Here is a 22,755-nt window from a genome sequence, read left to right on the forward strand (position 1 = left end):
GATAAACGACCTATCGCATCGACGTCGCTCGGGCTAAGCGGGGCACGTTTGACGTTACGGACGGATAGGGGATCGGGCATCATGGCCGAAGACAGCGGCACCCAGAACAAGGGCGGCTTCACCGCGCGCGAAGCGCTGTTCTACCACGAGACCATCCGCCCGGGGAAACTCGAGATCGTCGCCACCAAGCCGATGACCTCGCAGCGCGACCTCAGCCTTGCCTATTCGCCCGGCGTCGCCGTGCCGGTCGAGGCCATCGCTGCCGACCCCGCGCTCGCCGCGCGCTACACCGCCAAGGCGAATCTGGTCGCGGTGATCTCGAACGGCACCGCGATCCTCGGGCTGGGCAACCTGGGCGCGCTCGCCTCCAAGCCGGTGATGGAAGGCAAGGCGGTGCTGTTCAAGCGCTTCGCCGACGTCGATTCGATCGACATCGAGCTCGCCACCGAAGACCCCGAAGCCTTCATCAACGCCGTCGCGCTGATGGAGCCGACCTTCGGGGGCATCAACCTCGAGGACATCAAGGCGCCCGAGTGCTTCATCATCGAGGCGGCGCTGCGCGAGCGCATGAAGATCCCGGTGATGCATGACGACCAGCACGGCACCGCGATCATCACCGCGGCAGGCCTGCTCAACGCCTGTCACATCACCGGGCGCGATTTCAAGGACGTCAAGGTCGTCGTCAACGGCGCGGGCGCCGCTGCCATCGCCTGCACCGCGCTGATCAAGGCGATGGGCGTGCGCCACGAGAACGTCATCATGTGCGACCGCTCCGGCCCGATCACACCGGGTCGCGAGGGCATGGATCAGTGGAAGAGCGCCCACGCCGTCGCCACCACCGCCACCAGCCTCGAGGAAGCGCTTGCGGGCGCCGACATCTTCCTCGGCCTCTCGGCGGCGGGCGCATTGAAGCCCGATTGGGTCAAGAAGATGGCCGACAGGCCGATCATCTTCGCCATGGCCAACCCCGTGCCCGAGATCATGCCCGACGAGGCCAAGGCCGTGCGCCCCGACGCGATCATCGCCACCGGCCGTTCGGACTTCCCGAACCAGGTCAACAACGTGCTGGGCTTCCCCTTCATCTTCCGCGGCGCGCTCGACGTGCAGGCGACCACGATCAACGAGGAGATGAAGGTCGCCGCCGCGCAGGCCATCGCCGAGCTCGCGCGCCAGCAGGTGCCCGAGGAAGTCGCGTCCGCCTATGGCAAGAACCACAAGTTCGGCACCGACTACATCATCCCCGCCCCCTTCGACCCGCGGCTGATCGAGGTCGTATCCTCGGCGGTCGCCAAGGCGGCGATGGATTCGGGCGTGGCGCGGGCGCGGGTCGAGGATTTCGAGGCCTACCGCATGCAGCTGCGCAGCCGCCTCAACCCGACCACCTCGGTGCTTTCGGGCGTCTACGAGGTGGCGCGCGCCAATCCCAAGCGCATGGTCTTCGCCGAGGCGGAAGAGGAAGTGGTGCTGCGCGCCGCGATCCAATTCCGCGATTTCGGATACGGCACGCCGATCCTCGTCGGCCGCACCAAGGCGGTGCTCGACAAGCTCCACCAGCTCTCGGTCGGCGATCCGGGCAGCTTCGAGATCCAGAACTCGGCCGACAGCGAACACGTGCCGCAGATGGTCTCCTTCCTCTACAAGCGGCTCCAGCGGCGCGGCTATACCGAGCGCGACGTGCGGCGCATGGTCAACCAGGACCGCAACATCTTCGCCTCGCTGCTGGTGGCGCTCGGGCATGGCGACGGGATGATCACCGGCATGACCCGCACCTTCGCGCAGACCGTGCGCGAGGTGAACCTGGTGCTCGATCCCAAGGTGGGCTGCCTGCCCTTCGGCATCCACATGATGATCGGCAAGAACCACACGACCTTCCTCGCCGACACCACCATCAACGAGCGGCCCGATGCCGCCGCGCTCGCCCACATCGCCAAGGAGACCGCCGCGGTCGCCCGGCGCATGGGGCACGAGCCGCGGGTGGCGTTCCTGTCCTATTCGACCTTCGGCAACCCCTCGGGCCAGTGGCTCGACAATATCCGCGCCGCGGTGGCGATCCTCGACCGGGAAGACCCGGGCTTCGAATACGAGGGCGAGATGGCGCCCGACGCGGCATTGAACCCCAGGGTGATGGCGCTCTACCCGTTCAGCCGCCTCTCCGGCCCGGCCAATGTGCTGATCATGCCGGGGCTGCAATCGGCGAACCTCTCGGCCAAGCTGCTGCGCGAACTGGGGAGCAATGCCACCATCGGCCCGATGATGATCGGCATGGAAAAGCCGGTACAGATCGTGCCGATGACCGCGAGCGTGCCCGATGTGCTGACGCTGGCGGTGCTGGCGGGCGCGGGGGTCGTGGGCTGACGCCGTGATCCCCTGCCAGCGCGACCGTTTCGCGATCCCGCCCGAGGTTCACTACCTCAACTGCGCCTATATGGCACCGCTCAGCCACGCCGTGATCGCGGCAATGGACGAAGGCGCGCGCGCCAAGGCGAGCCCGTGGCGCTACCGCCCGGCCGATTTCTTCACGGTCGCCGAGCACTTCCGCGAGCGCGCGGCGCGGCTGGCGGGGGTTCCTGCCGACTGCATCGCGATCGTGCCCTCGGCGAGCTATGGCCTCGCGGTTGCCGCCGCCAACGTGCCGCTTGCGCGCGGGCAGGAGGTGGTGACGCTGGCGGACCAGTTCCCCTCCAACGTCTATGTCTGGCAGGACCTCGCCGCGCGCGTGGGCGGACGGGTGCGCGCGGTCGAGCGGCCCTCGCAGAGCTGCTGGAGCGAGGCCGTGCTCGATGCCATCGGCCCCGACACCGGGATCGTCGCCGTGCCGCACTGCCACTGGGCCGACGGGCGGGTGGTCGATCTGGTCGCGGTCGGCGAAAAGGCGCGCCGCTTCGGCGCAGCGCTGGTGCTCGACCTGACGCAGTCGCTGGGCGCGATGCCGCTCGATTTCGCCGCGGTCGATCCCGACTTCGCGGTCGCGGCCTGCTACAAGTGGCTGATGGGGCCCTATGGCACCGGGATGCTCTACGTCGCCCCGCGCCACCACGAAGGGCGACCGATCGAGCACAACTGGATCAACCGCGCGGGCTCGGAGGATTTCGCCCGGCTGGTCGATTACCGCGAGGATTTCCAGCCCGGCGCGCGGCGCTTCGACATGGGCGAGAAGTCCAACCCCCCGCTGCTGATGGGCGCGAGCGCGGGGCTCGATTTCCTGCTCGAATTCGGCGTCGAGGCGATTGCCGGGGCCCTCGCCGCCAAGAGCGAAGCCATCGCGGCAAGGGCGGCAGCGCTGGGCATGGAGGCCGCGCCGGTCGGCGTGCGCGCAGCCCATTTCCTGTCGCTCGGCTTCGGCAGCGGCGTGCCCGGGGGCCTTACCGAGCGCCTGGCGCAGCGCAACGTCCACGTCTCGCTGCGCGGGGCATCGCTGCGCGTCACCCCGCACCTCTACAACGACGAGGCCGACGCCGAGGCCCTGATCGCCGCGCTCGGCTGAGCCGCGCCCTGAGCCTCAGGCCTCGGCCGCCGCGGGGTTCACCTCGCCCGAGGCAATCGCGGTCATCTTCCGGTCGCCGCCCCGGGTGTCCTCGAGGCACTGCGCGAGCACGCCCGCGTCCTCCTCCAGCCCGAGCTTGCGGGCGAAGGCCGCCAGCGTGCCGTAGCCCGAGATGCCGTAATGGGTCATGCGCTGGTACTGCGCGATGATCGAGGCATCGCGCACGTCCTCGTCCGAGAAGTCCGCCTCCACGCCGTGCGCGCGGGCCTCGGCGACGAGGCCTTCCATGCCCCGGCAATGCTCACCGCGCGGGTTGGCGTCGTGCCCCTCGATCAGGCGCTTGATCTGCTCCAAGCCCTGCTCGATGCCCTCCGCACCCGCGCCGAGCGCGCTGCGCAAGTGGGCCGAATGCGCTGCCTCGCGCAGTTCCTGGGTCGCCTTCAATGCCTGCCGGTTGGCGCTGTAGAGGTCCTGAAGCTGGTCGACATAGAGGTCCTTCAGGGTGCTGATGGTCATGGGTCTGGCCTTCCTTTGACAGGTTGCGTGGCGCACACCCTGTCCGCCCGGGCACTGCCCGACCCTGTCATGGGTGAGCACCGCGGCGCCGGATCCGACGAGGCGCGGGGCCCTTGCGGCGAGGCGAGGCTAATCGCGCGGGGCGAACACCGGCCAGCCATCGCGCCACACCAGCGGCGCGGTGAGCATGATGCGGCGGGTGTTGACCTCGTCCTCGGGGCGGGTGCGCGGGCGGGCCGCATCGACCGCGTGGTAGAGGATCAAGGTCTCGCCCGCGTCCGTCTCGATCACCGCGTTGTGCCCTGGCGCGATCCACCCGGGCGAGGCTGCGAGGATCACGCCGCCGTTTGCCGGATGGACCTCGAACGGTCCCATCGCCGAGCGCGAGCGGGCCACCATCACCGCGTAATGCGCCTTGGGCCCGCAACAATTGTCGCCCGAGAAGAACAGGTAGTACCAGCCCTCGCGATAGGTGACCCACGCCCCTTCGATGAGGCGGCGGTAGTTGGCGGGATCGTCGGTCGGCACGGGCGCGACGAGGTCGATTGCCGCGCTGCCGGGGGCGAAGGCGAGACCGTCGGGCGTCATCTCCTGCACCTTGACCGGCCCGAAGCCCGAGCCCCAGTAGAGAAGGCGCTTGCCCGTCGCCGGGTCCTCGAACAGCATCGGATCGATGTTGACGAAACCTGGGCCGCACAGCAGCGGCTGGCCGGTGTCGGTGAAAGGCCCTTCGGGGCTGTCAGAGGTGGCGACCGCGAGGCACAGGCCCCGCGCCGGGTCATCGAGCGCCGCGTCGGGCTTGGCCGAATAGTAGAGCAGGTAGCGCCCCTCGACCTTCGCGACATGCGGTGCCCAGAAGTCCTGCGTCCGGCTCGCCCAGACGGGCTTCACGGGGAGCGCATTGCCGAGGTGCTGCCATGCGCGCAGATCGGGCGAGCGGGCGATCTGGATGTTGACCTGCCGGCCTTGGGCCGAGGCTTGCGTGGCATAGGCATAGAAGGTGCCGTCATCGGCACGCAGCACGGCGGGATCGGGGAAGTCGGCGTCGATGGCAATGTGGGGGCCGCTCGGCGCGCTTGCGGGCGTCACGCTCGCGCATCCTGCCAGCACCAAGGGAGCAAGGGTGAGCTGGAACCGGATCATGACGGGCCTCCGCGCACATAGCGGCGCTGTCAGACTTCATTTATATGATTTAATCACGCTGGCAAGGAGCCCGCGCCAAACCGCCTCACCGCCGCCGGAACCGGAAATACCACACCTCGTGCCCGTACACCGTGCGCGCCTTGTGTTCGTAGCGGGTCTCGGGCCAGCCGGAGGGGCGGACCTGCCAGTCTTGCGGCTTCTCCACCACCCACTCGAACAGGTCGGTGTGACGCTGCATGACCATCAGCGCGTGGCGCAGGTAGACCGCGTGGTCGGTGCCGAAGCGGAACTCTCCGCCGGGCTTGAGCTTCTCGGCGAACAATCGCACCGGGCCGTCGTTCATCATCCGGCGCTTGGCGTGGCGCGCCTTGGGCCAGGGATCGGGGTGGAGCAGGTAGAGCATCGTCAGCGCGCCATCGGGCACGCGCTGGAGCACCTCCAATGCATCGCCATGATGCAGGCGGATATTTGCGAGGCGCTGATCGGCCACATGGGTCAGCGCCTGCGCGACGCCGTTGACGAAGGGCTCGGCGCCGATGAAGCCGTGATCGGGGAGCAGGTCAGCACGATAGGCGAGATGCTCGCCGCCGCCGAAGCCGATCTCGAAATGCAGCGGGCGCGCATCGCCGAACAGCCCCTCGCTGGTCACCGGCCCCTCGGCAGGCACGGCGATCTGCGGCAGGAGGTTGTCGACCAAGCCCTGCTGATAGGTGCGCAGCTTCTTGCCGACCGAACGGCCATAGAGCCGCGCTATGGTGGTCGGATCGCCTTCCTTGAATGCCGTCATGGGGCGCCCATAGAAAAACGCCCGGGGCATGACCACCCCGAGCGTCCACTTTCACTTCAGTGCGGCGACCCGGCCCAAAGGGCCGCGAGCGCACGGCGCGAGCCGCAGGCGCTCGATCCCACAGGGATCGAAACCGCGCCGAGGACGAGGGCGCGGAGGCGCCCTCGAAAAGCCAATTACGCCGCTTCGACCTCGGTCTCGCTGTCGCGAAGCACGTAGCCGCGGCCCCAGACGGTCTCGATGTAGTTGTCACCGCCGCAGGCCAGCGAGAGCTTCTTGCGCAGCTTGCAGATGAACACGTCGATGATCTTGAGCTCGGGCTCGTCCATCCCGCCATAGAGGTGGTTGAGGAACATTTCCTTGGTCAGCGTGGTGCCCTTGCGGAGCGAGAGCAGCTCGAGCATCGCATATTCCTTGCCGGTGAGGTGCACGCGGGCACCATCGACCTCGACCGTCTTGGCGTCGAGATTCACGGCGAGCTTGCCGGTACGGATCACCGACTGCGAGTGGCCCTTGCTCCGGCGCACCACGGCATAGATGCGGGCGACCAGTTCCTCGCGGTGGAACGGCTTGGTGACGTAATCGTCGGCCCCGAAGCCGAAGCTGCGGATCTTCGAATCCATCTCGCTGATGCCGGACAGAATCAGCACCGGGGTCTGCACCTTGGCGACGCGCAGCTTCTTGAGCACGTCGTAGCCATGCATGTCGGGGAGGTTCAGGTCGAGCAGGATGATGTCGTAATCATACAGCTTGCCGAGGTCCAAACCCTCTTCGCCGAGGTCGGTCGAATAGACATTGAAGCCTTCGGTCGTGAGCATCAGCTCGATCGCCTTGGCGGTGGTCGGTTCGTCTTCGATGAGCAGAACGCGCATTGCTGTACCCCTGTCTTACCCCTGGTAACCCCCGCTTAGGAGAGGTTGTCGCCTGTTAACCACGCCACTTCTCACCAAAAAAGGTTAATAAGAAGTTTAGAGCGTTAACTTTTTGGAGTGAGTCTTTCGAGTCACACCCCGGATGGGTGGAAATCCAAGAGAGGCTAGGGGTTTAGGAATGGCGCGTCGCCTGAGGGAAAGTCCTAAGAGGCCCCTGCCAGCTTCTTCGCACGCCGCCGTTCCGCGCTGGAGCCGAGACCGATCGCCTCGCGGTATTTGGCCACGGTGCGCCGCGCTAGGTCGAAGCCTTCCTTCTGGAGCATTTCGGCCAATTGCTGGTCGGAGAGGATGTTCTTCGCGGTCTCGGCGTCGATCAGTGCCTTGATCCTGGCCTTGATCGCGGCAGAGGATGCGCCCTCGCCATCCGCCGAACCGACGCCGCTGGTGAAGAAGTATTTGAGCTCGAAGGTTCCCCGCTCGCACCACAGGTATTTGTTGGAGGTCACCCGGGACACCGTGCTCTCGTGCATGCCGATCTGCTCGGCCACCTCGCGCAAGGTGAGCGGGCGCAGTTCGGATACGCCGCGGCGGAAGAAGCCGTCCTGCTGCTTGACAATCTCGGCGGCGGTCTTGAGGATCGTCTTCTGGCGCTGGTCCAATGCGCGGATCAGCCAGTGCGCGTCGGCCAGCTTCTCCTTGAGCCAGCCTTGCGATTCCTTGTTGGTCGCCCCCCGGTTGAGTTCCAGATAATAGCTGCGGTTGACGATCAGCTTGGGCAGCGTCTCCTCGTTGATCGCGATGTCCCAGCCGCCGGCCGCATTGGCGGTGAGGAGGATGTCGGGGACCACGGTGCCGGTCTCGGCGGGCGCGAAGGCGAGGCCGGGGCGCGGGTTGTAGCTGCGCAGCTCGCGCAGCATGTCGGCGAAATCCTCGTCGTCGACGCGGCACAGGCGCTTCAATCTTTCGACCTCGCCGCGCGCCACGAGGTCGAGATTGTCGATCAGCGCCTTCATGCAGGGGTCGTAACGGTCAGCCTCGCGCGCCTGGATCGCGATGCATTCGGCGAGGTTGCGCGCGCCGACGCCCGAGGGGTCGAGCGACTGCACCAGCCGCAACCCCGCCTTGGCCTCGAAGATGTCGACCCCGAGATCGTCGGCGACTTCCTCGAGCGGCACGGTGAGATAGCCAGCCTCGTCGAGGAGGCCGATGATGTGGCGCGCGATGAAGGCCGTCTGCGGGTCGCTCGCAAGCGCGCCGATCTGGCCTTCGAGATGCTCGGCCAGCGTCACCTCTGCGGCGCGCAGCTGCTCCCAGTCGGGCATGTCGTCGAAGTCGCCCCCGGAGCCGCTAGCCGCGCCCCACTCCGCGTCGCGCATGCTCGGCCCCGCGCCGTCCCCGGTGTCGAAATCGCGGTCGACCGCGCCCAGATCGAGCGGGGCATCGCCCTCGCCCCCGCCCGCGAGCATCAGCTGATCGGCGGTCGCCTCCTCACCCGCGGGCGCGGCGATCTCGATCCTTTCGGGTTCGCCGGGATCGGAAGGCCCGCCGGTGTCGAGCAGCGGATTGGCCTCGAGCGCCTCGGCGATGAAGGTCTCGATCTCGAGGTTGGAGGCCGCCAGCAGCTTGATCGCCTGCTGCAATTGCGGCGTCATCACCAGCGATTGCGTCTGCCGGATATCGAGGCGGGGGCCCAATGCCATGCCTTGTTCCGCTACAGCGTGAAGCTCTCGCCGAGATAGAGCCGCCGCACGTTCTCGTCGGCGACCAGTTCCTGCGGGGATCCGGCGAACAGCACCTGCCCGCCATAGATGATGCAGGCGCGGTCGACGATGTCGAGCGTCTCGCGCACGTTGTGATCGGTGATCAGCACCCCGATGCCGCGCTGCTTCAGGTCCTTCACCAGATCGCGGATGTCGCTGATCGAGAGCGGGTCGATCCCTGCGAAGGGCTCGTCGAGCAGCATGATCGAGGGCTTGGCGGCAAGCGCGCGGGCGATCTCGCAGCGGCGGCGTTCACCGCCGGAGAGCGCCATGGCGGGCGACTCGCGCAGCCGCGTGAGGCCGAATTCTTCGAGCAGGCGTTCCAGTTCGCTCGCCCGCGTCGCCTTGTCGGGCTCGACCAGTTCGAGCACGCAGGCGATGTTCTGCTCCACGGTCATGCCGCGGAAAATGCTGGTTTCCTGCGGCAGGTAGCCGAGGCCGAGGATCGCGCGGCGGTACATCGGCAGATTGGTGACATCCTCGCCGTCCATCAGGATGCGGCCCGAATCCGGCTTCACCAGCCCCATGATCGAATAGAAGCAGGTGGTCTTGCCCGCCCCGTTGGGGCCCAGCAGCCCGAGGACCTCACCCTTGGCGACGCTGAGCGAGATATCGGTGAGAACGCTGCGCTTGTCATAGCTCTTGGCGATCGAGATGACCTCGAGCCCGCTCCCGAGCGGCTGGACGGGTTCGGCCTCGCGCGAGGCGTCGGAGAGGGTCGTCGTGCTCATAGCGCCCGAGTCTTTAGCACCATGACGGGTTGAGGAAAGTGGCGCAGTGGGTTTGGCAGGATTTTTGCTTAGTGGTGAGACAATCGCGTTGCAATCGGGTGTCAGGCGGCAGAACCACGCGCGATTAGAGCGGCTTGCCCCGCGTCTCTTGCGGCGCACGCAACAATGCTGCGTCTGCGCGCGGCTTATTGCAACTCCGCGACAGCTTTGCGATACTGCGACCTTAACAGACGGCCACTGGGGAGCGGCGCGAATGGTGAAATCGGACAAGCAGGCTGCAACCCTTCCGGTCGCTCGCAAGCGCGACTGGCGCAAGGCGATGAGCGACCATGTCGCCTACGGCCTCCTGGCCTACACCGCGCTCCAGATCTTCGTGACGGTGAAGGCGCTGTCCGAGGGCTCCTCCACCGCGCTTCCCTATCTCGCGCTGATCGTGCTCGTCGCGGGGATCATCCCGGTGTGCCGCTGGTTCGAGAAGCGCTGGGCGGTGCTCTCCGACGCCGAGGCCGCCGACCCGTCGCTCGCGGGCGAGTTCCGCCGCGACGTGACCGCGCTGTGGGCGATGGCGATCGGCCTGCCCTTCGGCCTCGCGCTGATCTTCAAGATGCTGTTGAGCGTGTTTTAGGTTTCGCAGCCGCCTCCGCGGGAGTCTTTGTGTGCCGCAGCCCCTCCGGGCTGCGAAATCCTCGCTCACGGGCCTGGCGGCCCCATCGCTGCGGGCGCCCGGTCGGGCTTGCGGTCGCTAAAGCGACCGATCCCAGCGCATCCCGTTGATGTTCACACTGACTCGGCCCACCAACGGACGGGCCGCGAGGCCGAGCGGCCGCCCGCAGGTGCCCGGAGCGCAGCGCAGGAACGGCGCCGAGGACGCAGCCGCGGAGGCGGCTGCGCTAACTATGCCCCTTGATACCTTTCGATCGCCTCGATGGTGATCTGCCGCGCCTCGGCGGCGTTGCCCCACTTGCCCACGCGCACCCACTTCTCGGCTTCGAGATCCTTGTAGTGGGTGAAGAAGTGCTCGATCTGCTGGAAGATGATGTTCGGCAGATCGCTGGTCTCGATCACGTCCGCGTAATAGGGGAACGTCTCGTTCACCGGCACGCAGATCAGCTTTTCATCGCCGCCCTGCTCGTCCTCGAGGTTGAGCACGCCGATCGGCCGCGCGCGCACCACGCAGCCCGGGATGAAGGGCGAGCGCGAGATCACCAGCGCATCCAGCGGATCGCCATCGGGCGAGAGGGTGTGCGGCACGAAGCCGTAATTGGCCGGATAGCGCATCGGCGTGTGGAGGATGCGGTCGACGAACAGCGCGCCGCTTTCCTTGTCGAATTCGTACTTCACCGGCTCGCCGCCGGTGGGCACCTCGATGATCACGTTGAGATCGTCGGGCGGATTCACGCCGGTGGGGATCTTGTCGATGCGCATGGCTGGTCTCTTTATGATGTGCGTGTGAGAGGTAACGCGGGCGCCCTTAATCGGTGCCGCAGGATTGCGAAAGAGGCTGTGTGAGCCTAATCGCGCGGGCTTATGAGCAAGAAGACACCCGCCAAAACTCCCGGCGCCATCCGCGGCACCCAGGACATCTTCGGCGCCGATGCCGAGGCCTTCGCCTTCGTGGTCGAAACCTTCGAGCGCGTCCGCCGCCTCTACCGCTTCCGCCGGGTGGAAATGCCGGTGTTCGAGAAGACCGAGGTGTTCGCGCGCTCGCTTGGCGAGACAACCGACGTGGTGTCGAAGGAGATGTATTCCTTCGACGACCGCGGCGGCGAGAGCCTCACCCTGCGCCCCGAATTCACCGCCGGGATCGCGCGCGCGTTTCTCACCAATGGCTGGCAGCAGTATGCGCCGCTGAAGGTGGCGACCCACGGGCCGCTGTTCCGCTACGAGCGCCCGCAGAAGGGCCGCTACCGCCAGTTCCACCAGATCGACGCCGAAGTGATCGGCGCGGGCGAGCCGCAGGCCGATGTCGAGCTGCTGGCGATGGCGGACCAGTTGCTCAAGGAGCTGGGCATCAACGACGTCACCCTGCACCTCAACACTTTGGGCGACGGCGCGAGCCGCGAGGCGTGGCGGGCGGCTTTGATTGGCTACTTCCGGGCGGTGAAGGACCAGCTGTCCGAGGAATCGCAGGAGCGGCTGGAGAAGAACCCGCTGCGGATCCTCGATTCGAAGGACCCGCGCGACAAGCCGTTCCTGGCGGATGCGCCGAAGATCGACGCCTTTCTGTCGGAGGAGGCTTCGGCCTTCTTCGCGGCGGTGACCAGCGGGCTCGATGCGGCGGGGGTGAAGTGGGTGCGGGCTCAGAGCCTCGTCCGGGGCCTCGACTACTACCGCCACACGGCGTTCGAGTTCATCCCTGACGAGGGCAGCGCTTCGGCGGCTGCACTGGGTTCGCAGAGCACTGTGCTCGGCGGCGGGCGTTATGACGGGCTGATGGAATCGCTCGGCGGCGCGCCGACCCCGGCGGTGGGGTGGGCCGCGGGGATCGAGCGGCTGGCGATGCTGGTGGGGGCGCGGGAGGAGGAGCCTGCCGACCTCATCATCGTGGTTGAGGATGATGCACGCGTTGGCGAGGCGATCGGCCTCATTGGCGACGTCCGCCGGGCAGGCTTTACTGCCGAGCTGGTCGCCTCCGGATCATTGAGAAAGCGCTACGACAAAGCGGTCAAGCGGGCACCAAAGGTGATCCTCTCATTGAAGCCCGAAATGGCGCACAGCGTTACGGGCGGCCACCCCGAAGCGGAAGTTTTGGGCACACTCCGCCCGTACTATTAGCCCCCCTCGTCACCCTGAACTTGTTTCAGGGTCCATCGCGCCGCTCGCACCGCGGCCCGAACCGGAAGAATGGATGCTGAAACGAGTTCAGCATGACGAGTAAGAGAAGCCAGACATGCAAATCCCCCCCGAACGCCTTGACCAGATCGCGCACCGCTTTGCGGAGCTCGAAGCGCGCATGGCGAGCGGAACGCTCGAGGGCGAGGCCTTCGTCCGCGCCAGCCGCGACTATGCCGAGCTCGAACCCGTCGCCAGGATCGCCGCCGAGGTGAAGGCCGCGCGCGAGGAAATGGCGGGGCTGACCGACATGCTCGCCGATCCCGAGATGAAGGCGATGGCCGAGGAGGAACTCGCCAGCCTCAAATCCACCCTCCCCGATCTCGAGCGCCGCCTCGCCATCGCGCTGCTGCCGCGCGACTCTGCCGACTCCAAGCCCGCGATGCTCGAAATCCGCGCCGGCACCGGGGGCGACGAGGCCGCGCTCTTCGCCGCCGATCTCTACCGCATGTACGAGAAATACGCCGCCGAGCAGGGCTGGCGCGTCGAACCCGTCAGCATCGCCGCCAGCGATATCGGCGGCTACAAGGAAGTGATCGCCAACGTCACCGGCACGGGCGTCTTCGCCAAGCTCAAGTTCGAAAGCGGCGTCCACCGCGTCCAGCGCGTGCCCGTGACTGAAAGCGGCGGGCGCATCCACACCTCGGCGGCGACGGTCGCGGTGCTGGCGGAGCCCGACGAGGTCGACATCCAGATCGAGGACAAGGACCTCAAGATCGACGTCTACCGCGCGAGCGGGGCCGGGGGCCAGCACGTCAACACCACCGACTCGGCGGTGCGCATCACCCACCTGCCGACCGGCACGGTCGTCACCTGCCAGGACGGACGCAGCCAGCACAAGAACAAGGAAAAGGCGATGCAGGTGCTGCGCACGCGGCTCTACGATGCTCAGCGCGAGGCCACGCAAGGCGCCGAGGCCGAGGCGAGGAAGGCGATGGTCGGCAGCGGCGACCGGTCCGAGCGCATCCGCACCTATAATTTCCCGCAAGGGCGCGTCACCGATCACCGCATCGGCCTCACCCTGCACAAGCTCGAGGAAGTCCTCGCCGGGCCGGGCCTCGCCGAGCTGGTCGACGCGCTGATCGCCGAGGACGAGGGCAAGCGGCTCGCGGCGCTCGCCGAGTGACCGGGGGCGGCAATACCGTCGGCGAAGCCATCCGCGCCGCCGCCGAACGCCTCGCGCCCGTCAGCGACACCGCGCGGCTCGATGCCGAGCTGCTGATGGCGCACCTCTTCGGCGTCACCCGTTCCGAGCTGCTGCTGCGCCACATGCGCGACCCCGCGCCGCCCGGTTTCGCCGCGCTGGTCAAGCGGCGCGCGGGGCACGAGCCGGTCGCCTATATCACCGGGTCTCAGGAGTTCTACGGCCTGCCCTTGCATGTCACCCCCGCCACCCTGATCCCGCGCGGCGACAGCGAGACGCTGGTCGCCGCAGCGCTCGAGGCGAAGCCCGATGCGGCGCGGGTGCTCGATCTCGGCACCGGATCGGGGGCGCTGCTGCTCGCGGTGCTGGCCTATCTGCGGCAGGCGCAAGGGGTGGGGATCGACCGCGCTCCGCAAGCCGTCGCGGTGGCGGCGCGCAATGCCGAAGCCCTGGGCCTGAGCCCGCAGGCGGAGTTCCGCGAGGGCGACTGGCACGCGGCGGGATGGGCCGAGGGGCTCGGCACCTTCGACCTGATCCTCTGCAATCCGCCCTATGTCGAGGCGGACGCCGTGCTCGACCGGCAGGTGGCCGCGTTCGAGCCCGCCAGCGCGCTGTTCGCCGGGCCCGAGGGGCTCGACGATTACCGCGTGCTGATTCCGCATTTGCGCGCGCTGATGAACGAGGCCGCGCTCGCGGTGCTCGAGATCGGGGCGAATCAGGCCGAGGCCGTGGGAGCCCTCGCGCAGGCTGCGGGATTCGCCACGGCGCTACGCCGCGACCTTGCGGGCCGCGCCCGGGCCTTGCTGCTCACGTGACAGAATTACGCGGGCGGGGCTTGGCAAACCCGTTCGGCATCGCTACGTCTTGGCAAGGCCGGATGGATTGCGAAGGGCGCAAACCGCTGGGCCAAGCTCCTGAACTCAGCTGATACCGCCGTGAGGGCTCGCCCCCGGCAGCATCAAGCGCGGAGCACGCGGCACGCTTTTGGCACGGCCCAAAGTCAGGGCCAGACGTGACGCAAGGGCAAGGGGTCTGTTGACCGCGCGAACATTGTTATCTCGCGCCAGGTCGCTGTTAAGGAACGTTTTCCTTGAATAACAATCGCAATAACCGGCGTCGCGGGCGCGGCAACCGCAACCAGGGCGGAGGCGGCGCTCAACTGAACCGCATCGACAGCCGGGCGCGCGGCAATGCCCCGCAGATGCTCGACAAGTACAAGAAGCTCGCGCAGGACGCCCAGCACAATGGCGACCGCGTGCAGATGGAGTACTACCTCCAGTTCGCGGACCACTATTTCCGCGTGATCGCCGACAACAAGGCGCGCCAGGACGAGCAGCGCGGCGGCAATGGCGCAGGCCGGCGTCAGGACGAGCGCGATGCGGGCGACGATTTCGAGGACGATTTCGACTTCGGCCGTCGCAGCGACACGCCGACCCGCTCGCCCTACGAACAGCCCGAGAATATCGGCAACACCGATGTGAACGAGGGCGAGCCGGGGCAGGAGGGCGAGAGCTTCCTTGCCGATGATCGCCAGGGCGAGGACCGTAACGACGATCGCGGCGATGATCGCGGTGATGACCGGCCCCGCGGCCAGCGTCGCCAGCAGCAGCAGCGCAAACCGCGCAGCGGCGAGCGCGACGGCAACCGGCAGGACCGCGGCGAGAAGCGGGCCGAGCGTCCCGAACGCGGCGAGCGGGCCGAGCGTCCGGCTGCCGAACAGCGTGCGGAAAAGCCCGCCCGCACCCGCAAGCCCCGCAAGAGCGTCGATGACGGCGAGCGCTCGGGTGGTCAGGGCGGCATCGACAGCTCGATCCTCCCGCCCTCGATCCGCGGTGACGACGCAGGCGGGGACAGCGGCACGCTCGAAACCGTCGAGTAAGCGCCATGCGGGAGCGGCTGGCGGCCGCCGCGGCCAAGGTGCCTGAACTGGCGCAGCGCTTTCCGGCGCTGACGGCCATTGCGCTGGGGCTGATCGCTGCCTGCGCCTACCCGCCGCTCCACCTTTGGCCGCTGGGCCTCGCCGCGCTGGCGGGGTTCGTGTGGCTGATCCATTCCGCCGACAACTGGAAGCAGGCTGCGGCGCGCGGCTGGCTGTTCGGCTGGGCGCATCTGACGCTCGCCAACAACTGGATCGCCACCGCCTTCACCCATCAGGCCAAGATGCCCGAGGTGCTCGGGTGGGCCGCGGTGCCGCTGCTGTGCGTCTACCTCGCGGTCTACCCGATGCTGGCGGCGTTGGCGGCGCACCTGTTGGCGAAGAAGCGCCCGCTGTGGGCCTTCGGGCTGGTGCTCGCGGGCGCGTGGATCACCGCCGAGTGGCTGCGCGGCTGGGTGTTCACCGGCTATCCGTGGCCGCCCCTGGGGCTGATGCTGCTGGGGACGTGGGACACCCCGGGTCTGGCGCGGGTGTTGCCGTGGCTGGGCACCTATGCGCTGTCCGGCGTCGCGGTGCTGATCGCCGCGCTGCTGCTGGCCGCCGTCACCGCGCGGCGCTGGCTGCCGGCAGCGGGCGGCGCGCTGGTCTTGGCGGCCATGATGCTGCTCCCGAGCCTTGCCATAGAATTGACGCGGCCCGCCGGCGCGGTCCAGTATACCCTCGTCCAGCCCTACATCCCGCAATCCGAGATCAACGACCGCTCCAGGTTCGACGCGCAGTTCACCCGCATCGCGCGCCTCACCGCGCCCGGGCGCGAGGCGTCGCGGATCGTGCTGTGGCCGGAAAGCGCGATCCCCGACTATCTCGAGGAGGGCTACCCGGAGCGCTACTATTTCGAGATGACCGCGGGCGGCGATCCGCGGTTGGCGCGGCGGCGGATCGGCACGGTGATCGGGCCGCAATCGACGCTGCTGACGGGCGTGGTCAACCTCAACATCGGCACCATGCCGAGCGGGCGGCGCGGCGCGGTGAGCGCGCGCAATTCGGTGATGGCGCTGGACGGTTCGGGCCGGATCCGCGGCGGCTACGACAAGGCGCATCTGGTGCCTTATGGCGAATATCTGCCGATGCGCCCGATCCTCGAACCGCTCGGACTGTCGCGGCTGGTGGCAGGGAGCATCGACTACTTGCCCGGCCCCGGCCCGCGCACGCTCGATCTGGGCGTGCACGGCAAGGCGGGGGTGATGATCTGCTACGAGATCGTCTTCTCCGGCCACGTCGTCGACAAGGCGAATCGCCCCGACTACATCTTCAATCCCTCCAACGACGGCTGGTTCGGCAGTTGGGGCCCGCCGCAGCACCTCGCGCAGGCGCGGATGCGGGCGATCGAAGAGGGGCTTCCCGTTCTGCGCTCGACCACCACCGGGATCAGCGCGGTGATCGATGCCAACGGCGTGGTGCGCGAGCACATCGGCATGGGCAAGGCCGACAAGCTGGAAGGCTTCGTGCCCGAGGCCAACCCGCCGACGCTGTTCGCACGCCTCGGCCACATCCTCACCCTCGCATGGGCGGCGGCGTTCCTCGCGCTCGGCCTCGCAATTCCGAGAGTGCTTGCGCTTGTCCGCGCGCGCGGCTAGGGCGTTGCGCAAGAAAGCGGGACATAAAGGTTTCCTTATATCTCTATAAGGTGCCGCCCCCGCCGGACCACGCCATTCCAGCCCCCGGGGGACATCAATGCGCACCAACTACCTGTTCACCTCCGAAAGCGTCTCCGAAGGTCACCCCGACAAGGTCGCCGACCAGATCTCGGACGCGATCGTCGATCTGTTCCTGTCCAAGGACCCCGAAGCGCGCATCGCCTGCGAAACCCTCACCACCACCCAGCTGGTCGTGCTGGCGGGCGAGATCCGCTGCAAGGGCGTCTACGAGAACGGCGAATGGGCCCCGGGCGCCAAGGAAGAAATCGAGGCGACCGTCCGCAACACGGTCAAGCGCATCGGTTACGAACAGGACGGCTTCCACTGGGAGAAGCTCGAATTCATCAACCGCCTGCACGGCCAGTCGGCGCACATCGCGCAAGGGGTGGACGCGGGCGAGAACAAGGATGAAGGCGCGGGCGACCAGGGCATCATGTTCGGCTACGCCACCGACGAGACCCCGGGCCTGATGCCCGCGACGCTCTACTACAGCCACAAGATCCTCGAGCGCATGGCCGCCGACCGCCACTCGGGCGCCGCGCCCTTCCTCGAGCCCGACGCCAAGAGCCAGGTGACCCTGCGCTACGAAGGCTCGCTGCCGGTCGCCGCGACCGCGGTGGTGGTCTCGACCCAGCACAAGAAGGGCTATGACGAGAACGATCCGGCCAAGCAGGCCGAGCTCGAGGCCTACGTCAAGAAGGTGATCGCCGACGTGATCCCGCCGGTGCTGCTGCGCGAGACCGAATATTTCATCAATCCCACCGGCAGCTTCGAGATCGGCGGCCCCGATGGCGACGCCGGCCTCACCGGCCGCAAGATCATCGTCGACACCTATGGCGGCGCGGCCCCGCATGGCGGCGGCGCGTTCAGCGGCAAGGACCCGACCAAGGTCGACCGCTCGGCCGCCTACATCACCCGCTACCTCGCCAAGAACGTGGTCGCCGCTGGCCTCGCCACGCGCTGCACCATCCAGATCGCCTATGCGATCGGCGTGTCGAAGCCGCTCAGCCTCTATGTCGACACCCACGAAACCGGCACCGTCGGCGACGACAAGATCGAGCAGGCAATCCTCGGCATCGCCAAGCTCGGCGGCCTGACCCCGCGCGCGATCCGCACGCATCTCGGCCTCAACAAGCCGATCTACCAGCCGACCGCCGCCTACGGCCACTTCGGCCGCACCGCGGAAGGCGACTTCTTCCCGTGGGAGCGCCTCGATCTGGTCGACGATCTGAAGGCTGCGCTCGCCTGATTTTCGGGTATGGGTGCTGTCCGTGACGGCACCCACCCCTCCCCCTTCTGAACGCATCCTCGCGCTCGACGCGCTGCGCGGCATTGCCGTGATCGGCATCGTCGGGATGAACGTGCTGGCCTTCGCGATGCCGGGGCCGGCCTATTACAACCCCTTGAGCTTCGGCGGGGTCGGCCCGGCCGATTACTGGGTGTGGCTGGCGAGCTTCGTCTTCATCGAGGACAAGTTCCGCACGCTCTTCGCCATGCTGTTCGGCGCGGGGTGCCTGATCCTGATCGAGCGCGCAGGTCCGCACCCGTGGCGCGCGCATTATGCCCGCATGATCGTGCTGTTCGCGATCGGCCTCGTCCATGCGACGCTGCTGGCCAGCAACGATGTGCTGCGCGCCTATGCCCTCGCCGGGCTTGCCCTGCCGCTGCTCGCGGGGCTTTCCGCCCGCGCGCTGGTGACGGTCTCGCTGGGGCTGCTCGGCGTCCACCTGTTCCTCGGCCTGGCGCTGCTCGGCCCGGCGGCGGCGGCGTGGGCGACAGGCCGAGAGGGCTCCGAGCTGCTGCTGTGGGCCGAGCGCCAGTTCGGGCGCGACCCGGCCGCGATTGCCGCGCTGCTCGAGCAGGGGCGCGAAGCATTCTCCGAGCGTGTGGTGCGCCGCACGCTCGGCATCCCGGCGCAGATGACCGCGCTGGTGGCGGCGCTGCCCTTGAACCTCTCGGCGATCGCGCTCGGGATGGGGCTGTGGCGCGGCGGGATGCTGAAGGGCGCGTGGCGCACCTTCCGGCTCCAGCGCGTCGCCGGGCTCGCCGCGCTGGTCGCCCTGCCCGGCCTGCTGGGGCTGGCGGGGGTGCTGGTGATGACCGGCTTTCCCGCCGCGCTGGTCGGGCCGGCGGCGCTGCTGCTCTCGGCCCCTTTCGACATGGCACTGGCGCTGAGCTACGCCGCGCTCGCCATGGCCTTCCTCGGCGCGCCCGGAGCGGTGACGGCGCGGCTGGCGAGTGTCGGCCGACTGTCGCTCACCAACTACCTGATGACCAGCGTGATCCTCGCGGGCGTCTTTGCCTCGTGGGGCCTCGGCCTGTTCGGCGAGGTCAGCCGCTGGCAGGCCTTCGCGCTCGGACTGGTGCCGGTCGCCGGGATGCTGGCATGGTCGCCTCCATGGCTGGCGAAGCGGGGACAGGGGCCGTTCGAGCGGCTATGGCGAAGGGCGGCGCGAACCCTGTCCTAGGCGTGCCCGCCTAACCGTCCTGGCCGTGCATCGGCGAAGGGCGGTCGAGCGCCAGTTCGGCATCGGAGAAGGTGAAGGGGCTGCGCACCCCCGCCATCCCGCCAAGCTCGATCCGCATCCCGCGGGCGACCACCTGCGGATCGGCAAAGACCTCGTCGAGGCGGTTGATCGGCCCGGCCGGAACGCCCGCTTCGTGGCAGGCATCGAGCAGGCCCTGCTTGCTCCACCGGGCGGTGGCAGCCGCGATCTCGGCGTCCAGAGCGGCGGCGTTGGCGGTACGGTCGCCGTTGGCGGCAAAGCGCGGGTCGGCGCCGAGGTGCTCGAGCCCAAGCACCGCCATCAGCTTGTGGAATAGCCCGTCATTGGCGGGCGCGAGGATCACGTGGCCGTCGCTCACGGCGAAGACCCCGTATGGGGCGACCTGCGCGTGGGCATTGCCCATCCGCGGCGGGTTGTGGCCGGTGGTGAAGAGGTAGGTCGCCTGGTTGGCGAGCAGGCCCACCGAGCAATCGAGCAGGCTCATGTCGACCTGCTGGCCCCTCCCCTGCATTGGGCCCGCCCGCGCGCGCATCAGCAGCGCCGCCTGCACGCCGTTCGCCGCCCACACGCCGGTGGCAAGATCGCTGATCGAAATGCCCATCTTGACCGGATGGCCCGCGGGCTCGCCGGTCAGGGACATCAGCCCGCTCATCCCTTGCGCGACGAAGTCGTATCCCGCCTCGTGCGCGCGCGGGCCGGTCTGGCCGAAGCCGGTGATCGAGCAATAGACGAGGCCGGGGTTGGCGGCGGCAAGGGAGGGGTAGTCGAGGCCGAACTTGGCGAGGCTGCCGGTCTTGAAGTTTTCGATGAGGACATCGGCCCCGGCGGCCAAGGCTTTCACGCGGGCGAGATCGCCAGGGTCGGCGAAGTCTGCGACGACCCCGCGCTTGCCGCGGTTGCAGGCGTGGTAATAGGCCGCCTCGCGGTGGATACGGCCCTCGGCGTCGGTGCGCTCCACCCAGGGCGGGCCCCACAGGCGGGTGCCGTCACCCTCGGGGCTCTCGACCTTGATCACGTCGGCGCCCAAGTCGGCGAGGATCTGGCCGCAGAAAGGGCCGGCGAGCACGCGGGCGAGCTCGAGAACCTTGAGCCCGGCGAGCGGGGCGGCGGGGTTGCGGGGCTGATCGAGCCACATCGCCTAGCGCCCCAGCTCGGCCTTGAGGAAGCGGACGGAGTCGGCGAGCACCGGGCCCTTGGCGCGGAACGGGACCGAGAGCGCCATCACCACCTCCTCGTGGGTGAGCGGGCCGTAGTTTACGACCTCGGCCCGCGCGCCCAGCCTCTGGAGCTTCGCGCCGAGGTTGTTCGCGTTCTTCGGACGCACGGTCTCGTCGCCGTCCGAGGTGACGAGCAGCATCGCGGGGGCGTCGGCGCGGGCGAAGGTGATCGGCTGCGTCTCCTCGGGGCGCGGCCACTGGCTGAAGGCGGCGATCGAGCGCGGCTTGTCGAAGGGGTAGAAGTCGTAGGGGCCGGAGAGGCCGACGGCGGCCTTGACGCCCGCCGGGTCTGCCCCCGCCGCAGTCAGCCGCTTGGCGTCGAGCGCCAGCATCACCGCCTGATAGGCGCCGGCCGAGTGACCCATGAAGGCGATCCGCGTGGGGTCGCCGCCGTGCTGCGCAATGTTGTTCTGGGTCCACGCCGCCGCCTCGGCAGCATCGTCGAGGAAGGCGGGAAAGCGGATCTCGGGCACCTTGCGGTAATCGGGGATGACCACGAGGAAGCCCTCGCGCGCCAGTGCCCGTCCGGCAAAGGCATAGGAGGTGCGGTCGCCCTTGGCCCAGCCGCCGCCGTACCAGAAGATGACGACAGGGAGCGGCGTTCCGGCCTCGCCGTCGGGCTTCCAGATGTCGAGGCTTTGGCCGTTGGTGCCGAAAGCGACGCCTTCGGCCACCAACCGCGCGCCGCCCGCGCCGCCGGTGACGCGGTCATACCAGGACAGCAGGCGCGGCGGCGAGGTGAAGGCCAGCACCCCGCCGACCGCCGCGGCCAGCGCAAGGCCGCCAAGCGCGAGCTTGCGCCGCATCAGAGGACGTAATGCGCGGTGGTGCTCGCCGCGATGTCGGCCTCGGTGACGCCCGGTGCCATCTCGATCAGGCGGAAGGGCTCGCCCTTGGCGGGGCGCTGGAACACCGCGAGGTTGGTGATGATCATGTCGACCACCCCCGCGCCGGTCAGCGGCAGGGTGCAGGCGGGGATGAACTTCGGCGAGCCGTCCTTGGCGGTGTGGTCCATCACCACGATGATCTTCTTGACGCCTGCGACAAGGTCCATCGCCCCGCCCATGCCCTTGATCATCTTGCCCGGGATCATCCAGTTGGCAATGTCGCCGTTCTCGGCCACCTCCATCGCGCCCAGGACGGTGAGGTCGATATGCCCGCCGCGGATCATCGCGAAGCTGGTCGCGGAATCGAAATAGGCCGAGTGCGGCAGTTCGGAGATCGTCTGCTTGCCGGCGTTGATCAGGTCGGGATCGACCTCGTCATCATAGGGGAAGGGCCCGATGCCGAGCATCCCGTTCTCGCTCTGGAGCGTCACCAGCATGCCTTCGGGGATGTGGTTGGCCACCAGCGTGGGGATGCCGATGCCGAGGTTGACGTAGTAGCCGTCCTTGAGTTCGCGCGCGGCGCGGGCGGCCATCTGGTCGCGGGTCCAGCCTGTGGGAAGCGTCGTCATGGAAAGAGGTGTCCTTACTGGCCCAGCAGCGGCTCGATCAGGAACCAGCCGTCGCCGATCAGCGGCTCGATCCCTGCGCCCGCCTCGGGGCTGCGCAGATATTTGAAGCGGGTGTCGAAATCGGTGCGCTCGTCGCCCGCGATGGCGATGATGCAGGCGATCCCGGCAAGATTGGCGCGGCGCTGGTCCTTGGCATCGCCCTCTTCGCGCCGCAGCGAGATGATGTCCTGCCCGCGCGGGTCGAGCCCCGATTGCTCGAGCGCCGTGCGCAGCGCGCCCGACTGTACGGTCGCGAGGTCGGAGAGCCAGGCGATCTCCACCCCCGCCTCGCGCAGCACCGCCAGGCCGAGCGCGAGGCCGGGCTGCTTGGCGGGCGTGGCGGGCGGCGCGAAGATGCCCCCCGCCGGATCGAGATCGATCACCGCGACAAGCTGCTCGCCGGCCGCACAGCGACGGCGCTTGCCGTCGAGGGCGACCGGATCGCTGAGCACTGCCGAGGGCAGTTCGGCGCCTTGCGCGGCCTGACGTGCCGAGGCTTGGCTGTAGCGCACGAAACGCGCGAAGTTCGCCTGCCCGGCCGGGATCGGGCGAGCGGGATCGGGATAGTCGGCCAGTGGCCCGAGCGCAGCCGCGACGGGCGCGGGGGCGGGGGTTGCCGCAGGTGTCGGCGCAGGCGCGGGCGCCACGGCCACGAGCGACGGGGCCGGGGTCGGGGTCGGCGTGGGCACAGGCG

General features: G+C 68.3%; 21 protein-coding genes. 10 read left to right on the top strand and 11 right to left on the bottom strand.

The features are described 5' to 3' along the window. Positions 1 to 81 precede the first annotated feature (81 nt). Positions 82 to 2,355, top strand: a complete 2,274-nt coding sequence (locus tag AX692_RS02785) for an NADP-dependent malic enzyme (protein ID WP_073974897.1) — start codon at positions 82 to 84, stop codon at positions 2,353 to 2,355. A gap of 4 nt (positions 2,356 to 2,359) precedes the next feature. Then, positions 2,360 to 3,484, top strand: a complete 1,125-nt coding sequence (locus AX692_RS02790) for an aminotransferase class V-fold PLP-dependent enzyme (RefSeq protein WP_073974898.1) — start codon at positions 2,360 to 2,362, stop codon at positions 3,482 to 3,484. 15 nt (positions 3,485 to 3,499) lie between these two features. Here AX692_RS02790 and AX692_RS02795 read toward each other — a convergent pair whose 3' ends face one another. The 6 genes from AX692_RS02795 to lptB form a co-directional block, all read right to left on the bottom strand. Then, entirely contained in the window at positions 3,500 to 4,000 is a 501-nt protein-coding gene (locus AX692_RS02795; protein WP_073974899.1) for a ferritin-like domain-containing protein, read from the bottom strand. Between the two features lie 129 nt (positions 4,001 to 4,129). Beyond that, positions 4,130 to 5,143, bottom strand: coding sequence for a glycoside hydrolase family 43 protein (locus AX692_RS02800; RefSeq protein ID WP_073974900.1), 1,014 nt, complete (start codon positions 5,141 to 5,143; stop codon positions 4,130 to 4,132). A gap of 85 nt (positions 5,144 to 5,228) precedes the next feature. Next, positions 5,229 to 5,930, bottom strand: a complete 702-nt coding sequence (trmB, locus tag AX692_RS02805) for a tRNA (guanine(46)-N(7))-methyltransferase TrmB (protein WP_073974901.1) — start codon at positions 5,928 to 5,930, stop codon at positions 5,229 to 5,231. 176 nt (positions 5,931 to 6,106) lie between these two features. Next, a complete protein-coding gene (gene ctrA / locus AX692_RS02810) occupies positions 6,107 to 6,802 on the bottom strand; it encodes a response regulator transcription factor CtrA (RefSeq protein ID WP_017665026.1) in 696 nt (231 codons plus the stop codon). 203 nt (positions 6,803 to 7,005) lie between these two features. Then, complete coding sequence (gene rpoN, locus AX692_RS02815; protein WP_073974902.1) at positions 7,006 to 8,502, bottom strand: RNA polymerase factor sigma-54; 1,497 nt, start codon at positions 8,500 to 8,502, stop codon at positions 7,006 to 7,008. A gap of 11 nt (positions 8,503 to 8,513) precedes the next feature. Then, complete coding sequence (gene lptB, locus AX692_RS02820; RefSeq protein WP_073974903.1) at positions 8,514 to 9,293, bottom strand: LPS export ABC transporter ATP-binding protein; 780 nt, start codon at positions 9,291 to 9,293, stop codon at positions 8,514 to 8,516. A 253-nt stretch (positions 9,294 to 9,546) separates the two neighbouring features. Between lptB and AX692_RS02825 the strand changes: the two genes are divergently transcribed. Then, positions 9,547 to 9,918 carry a hypothetical protein gene (locus AX692_RS02825; RefSeq protein ID WP_073974904.1) on the top strand — a complete coding sequence of 124 codons (372 nt, stop codon included), beginning with the start codon at positions 9,547 to 9,549 and terminating at the stop codon, positions 9,916 to 9,918. Positions 9,919 to 10,187: 269 nt separating this feature from the next. Here AX692_RS02825 and ppa read toward each other — a convergent pair whose 3' ends face one another. Then, entirely contained in the window at positions 10,188 to 10,718 is a 531-nt protein-coding gene (ppa, locus tag AX692_RS02830) for an inorganic diphosphatase (RefSeq protein ID WP_073974905.1), read from the bottom strand. A 102-nt stretch (positions 10,719 to 10,820) separates the two neighbouring features. On the opposite strand from ppa, the gene hisS reads away from it, so the two are divergent. The 7 genes from hisS (at position 10,821) to AX692_RS02865 (ending at position 19,310) form a co-directional block, all read left to right on the top strand. Beyond that, positions 10,821 to 12,068: a histidine--tRNA ligase gene (hisS, locus tag AX692_RS02835; RefSeq protein WP_073974906.1), complete on the top strand. Its 1,248-nt coding sequence runs from the start codon at positions 10,821 to 10,823 to the stop codon at positions 12,066 to 12,068. 115 nt (positions 12,069 to 12,183) lie between these two features. Then, complete coding sequence (gene prfA, locus AX692_RS02840; RefSeq protein WP_073974907.1) at positions 12,184 to 13,251, top strand: peptide chain release factor 1; 1,068 nt, start codon at positions 12,184 to 12,186, stop codon at positions 13,249 to 13,251. Continuing rightward, positions 13,248 to 14,084, top strand: coding sequence for a peptide chain release factor N(5)-glutamine methyltransferase (gene prmC / locus AX692_RS02845; protein WP_073974908.1), 837 nt, complete (start codon positions 13,248 to 13,250; stop codon positions 14,082 to 14,084). The genes prfA and prmC overlap by 4 nt, the downstream gene beginning before the upstream one ends. Positions 14,085 to 14,359: 275 nt before the next feature. Beyond that, a complete protein-coding gene (locus AX692_RS02850) occupies positions 14,360 to 15,148 on the top strand; it encodes a DUF4167 domain-containing protein (RefSeq protein WP_073974909.1) in 789 nt (262 codons plus the stop codon). A 5-nt stretch (positions 15,149 to 15,153) separates the two neighbouring features. Beyond that, positions 15,154 to 16,782 (top strand): apolipoprotein N-acyltransferase, encoded by a 1,629-nt coding sequence (lnt, locus tag AX692_RS02855; protein ID WP_073974910.1) that lies wholly within the window; start codon positions 15,154 to 15,156, stop codon positions 16,780 to 16,782. A 97-nt stretch (positions 16,783 to 16,879) separates the two neighbouring features. After that, positions 16,880 to 18,091, top strand: a complete 1,212-nt coding sequence (metK, locus tag AX692_RS02860; protein ID WP_073974911.1) for a methionine adenosyltransferase — start codon at positions 16,880 to 16,882, stop codon at positions 18,089 to 18,091. Between the two features lie 22 nt (positions 18,092 to 18,113). Next, the gene (locus AX692_RS02865; RefSeq protein WP_081095092.1) at positions 18,114 to 19,310 is read left to right on the top strand and encodes a DUF418 domain-containing protein; all 1,197 of its coding nucleotides are present in this window, start codon (positions 18,114 to 18,116) and stop codon (positions 19,308 to 19,310) included. Positions 19,311 to 19,320: 10 nt separating this feature from the next. Here AX692_RS02865 and AX692_RS02870 read toward each other — a convergent pair whose 3' ends face one another. The 4 genes from AX692_RS02870 to AX692_RS19960 all read right to left on the bottom strand — a co-directional run. Then, a complete protein-coding gene (locus tag AX692_RS02870) occupies positions 19,321 to 20,484 on the bottom strand; it encodes a CaiB/BaiF CoA transferase family protein (RefSeq protein ID WP_073974912.1) in 1,164 nt (387 codons plus the stop codon). 3 nt (positions 20,485 to 20,487) lie between these two features. Continuing rightward, positions 20,488 to 21,372, bottom strand: coding sequence for an alpha/beta hydrolase (locus AX692_RS02875; RefSeq protein WP_073974913.1), 885 nt, complete (start codon positions 21,370 to 21,372; stop codon positions 20,488 to 20,490). After that, positions 21,372 to 22,022: a CoA transferase subunit B gene (locus tag AX692_RS02880; RefSeq protein WP_073974914.1), complete on the bottom strand. Its 651-nt coding sequence runs from the start codon at positions 22,020 to 22,022 to the stop codon at positions 21,372 to 21,374. Before AX692_RS02880 ends, AX692_RS02875 begins: the two co-directional genes overlap by 1 nt. Before the next feature lie 14 nt (positions 22,023 to 22,036). Further along, the coding region (locus AX692_RS19960) for a hypothetical protein (RefSeq protein WP_230961027.1) at positions 22,037 to 22,755 on the bottom strand (719 nt) is incomplete at its 5' end.

Source organism: Erythrobacter donghaensis, from assembly GCF_001557325.1.
GTDB classification, from domain to species: domain Bacteria; phylum Pseudomonadota; class Alphaproteobacteria; order Sphingomonadales; family Sphingomonadaceae; genus Erythrobacter; species Erythrobacter donghaensis_B.

Bases quoted from the DNA above. Each gene is read 5' to 3' on its own strand.
- AX692_RS02785 (WP_073974897.1), top strand. From the start codon at position 82: ATGGCCGAAGACAGCGGCACCCAGAACAAGGGCGGCTTCACCGCGCGC.
- AX692_RS02795 (WP_073974899.1), bottom strand. From the start codon at position 4,000: ATGACCATCAGCACCCTGAAGGACCTCTATGTCGACCAGCTTCAGGAC.
- AX692_RS02800 (WP_073974900.1), bottom strand. From the start codon at position 5,143: ATGATCCGGTTCCAGCTCACCCTTGCTCCCTTGGTGCTGGCAGGATGC.
- trmB (WP_073974901.1), bottom strand. From the start codon at position 5,930: ATGACGGCATTCAAGGAAGGCGATCCGACCACCATAGCGCGGCTCTAT.
- ctrA (WP_017665026.1), bottom strand. From the start codon at position 6,802: ATGCGCGTTCTGCTCATCGAAGACGAACCGACCACCGCCAAGGCGATC.
- rpoN (WP_073974902.1), bottom strand. From the start codon at position 8,502: ATGGCATTGGGCCCCCGCCTCGATATCCGGCAGACGCAATCGCTGGTG.
- lptB (WP_073974903.1), bottom strand. From the start codon at position 9,293: ATGAGCACGACGACCCTCTCCGACGCCTCGCGCGAGGCCGAACCCGTC.
- AX692_RS02825 (WP_073974904.1), top strand. From the start codon at position 9,547: ATGGTGAAATCGGACAAGCAGGCTGCAACCCTTCCGGTCGCTCGCAAG.
- ppa (WP_073974905.1), bottom strand. From the start codon at position 10,718: ATGCGCATCGACAAGATCCCCACCGGCGTGAATCCGCCCGACGATCTC.
- hisS (WP_073974906.1), top strand. From the start codon at position 10,821: ATGAGCAAGAAGACACCCGCCAAAACTCCCGGCGCCATCCGCGGCACC.
- prfA (WP_073974907.1), top strand. From the start codon at position 12,184: ATGCAAATCCCCCCCGAACGCCTTGACCAGATCGCGCACCGCTTTGCG.
- lnt (WP_073974910.1), top strand. From the start codon at position 15,154: ATGCGGGAGCGGCTGGCGGCCGCCGCGGCCAAGGTGCCTGAACTGGCG.
- metK (WP_073974911.1), top strand. From the start codon at position 16,880: ATGCGCACCAACTACCTGTTCACCTCCGAAAGCGTCTCCGAAGGTCAC.
- AX692_RS02870 (WP_073974912.1), bottom strand. From the start codon at position 20,484: ATGTGGCTCGATCAGCCCCGCAACCCCGCCGCCCCGCTCGCCGGGCTC.
- AX692_RS02875 (WP_073974913.1), bottom strand. From the start codon at position 21,372: ATGCGGCGCAAGCTCGCGCTTGGCGGCCTTGCGCTGGCCGCGGCGGTC.
- AX692_RS02880 (WP_073974914.1), bottom strand. From the start codon at position 22,022: ATGACGACGCTTCCCACAGGCTGGACCCGCGACCAGATGGCCGCCCGC.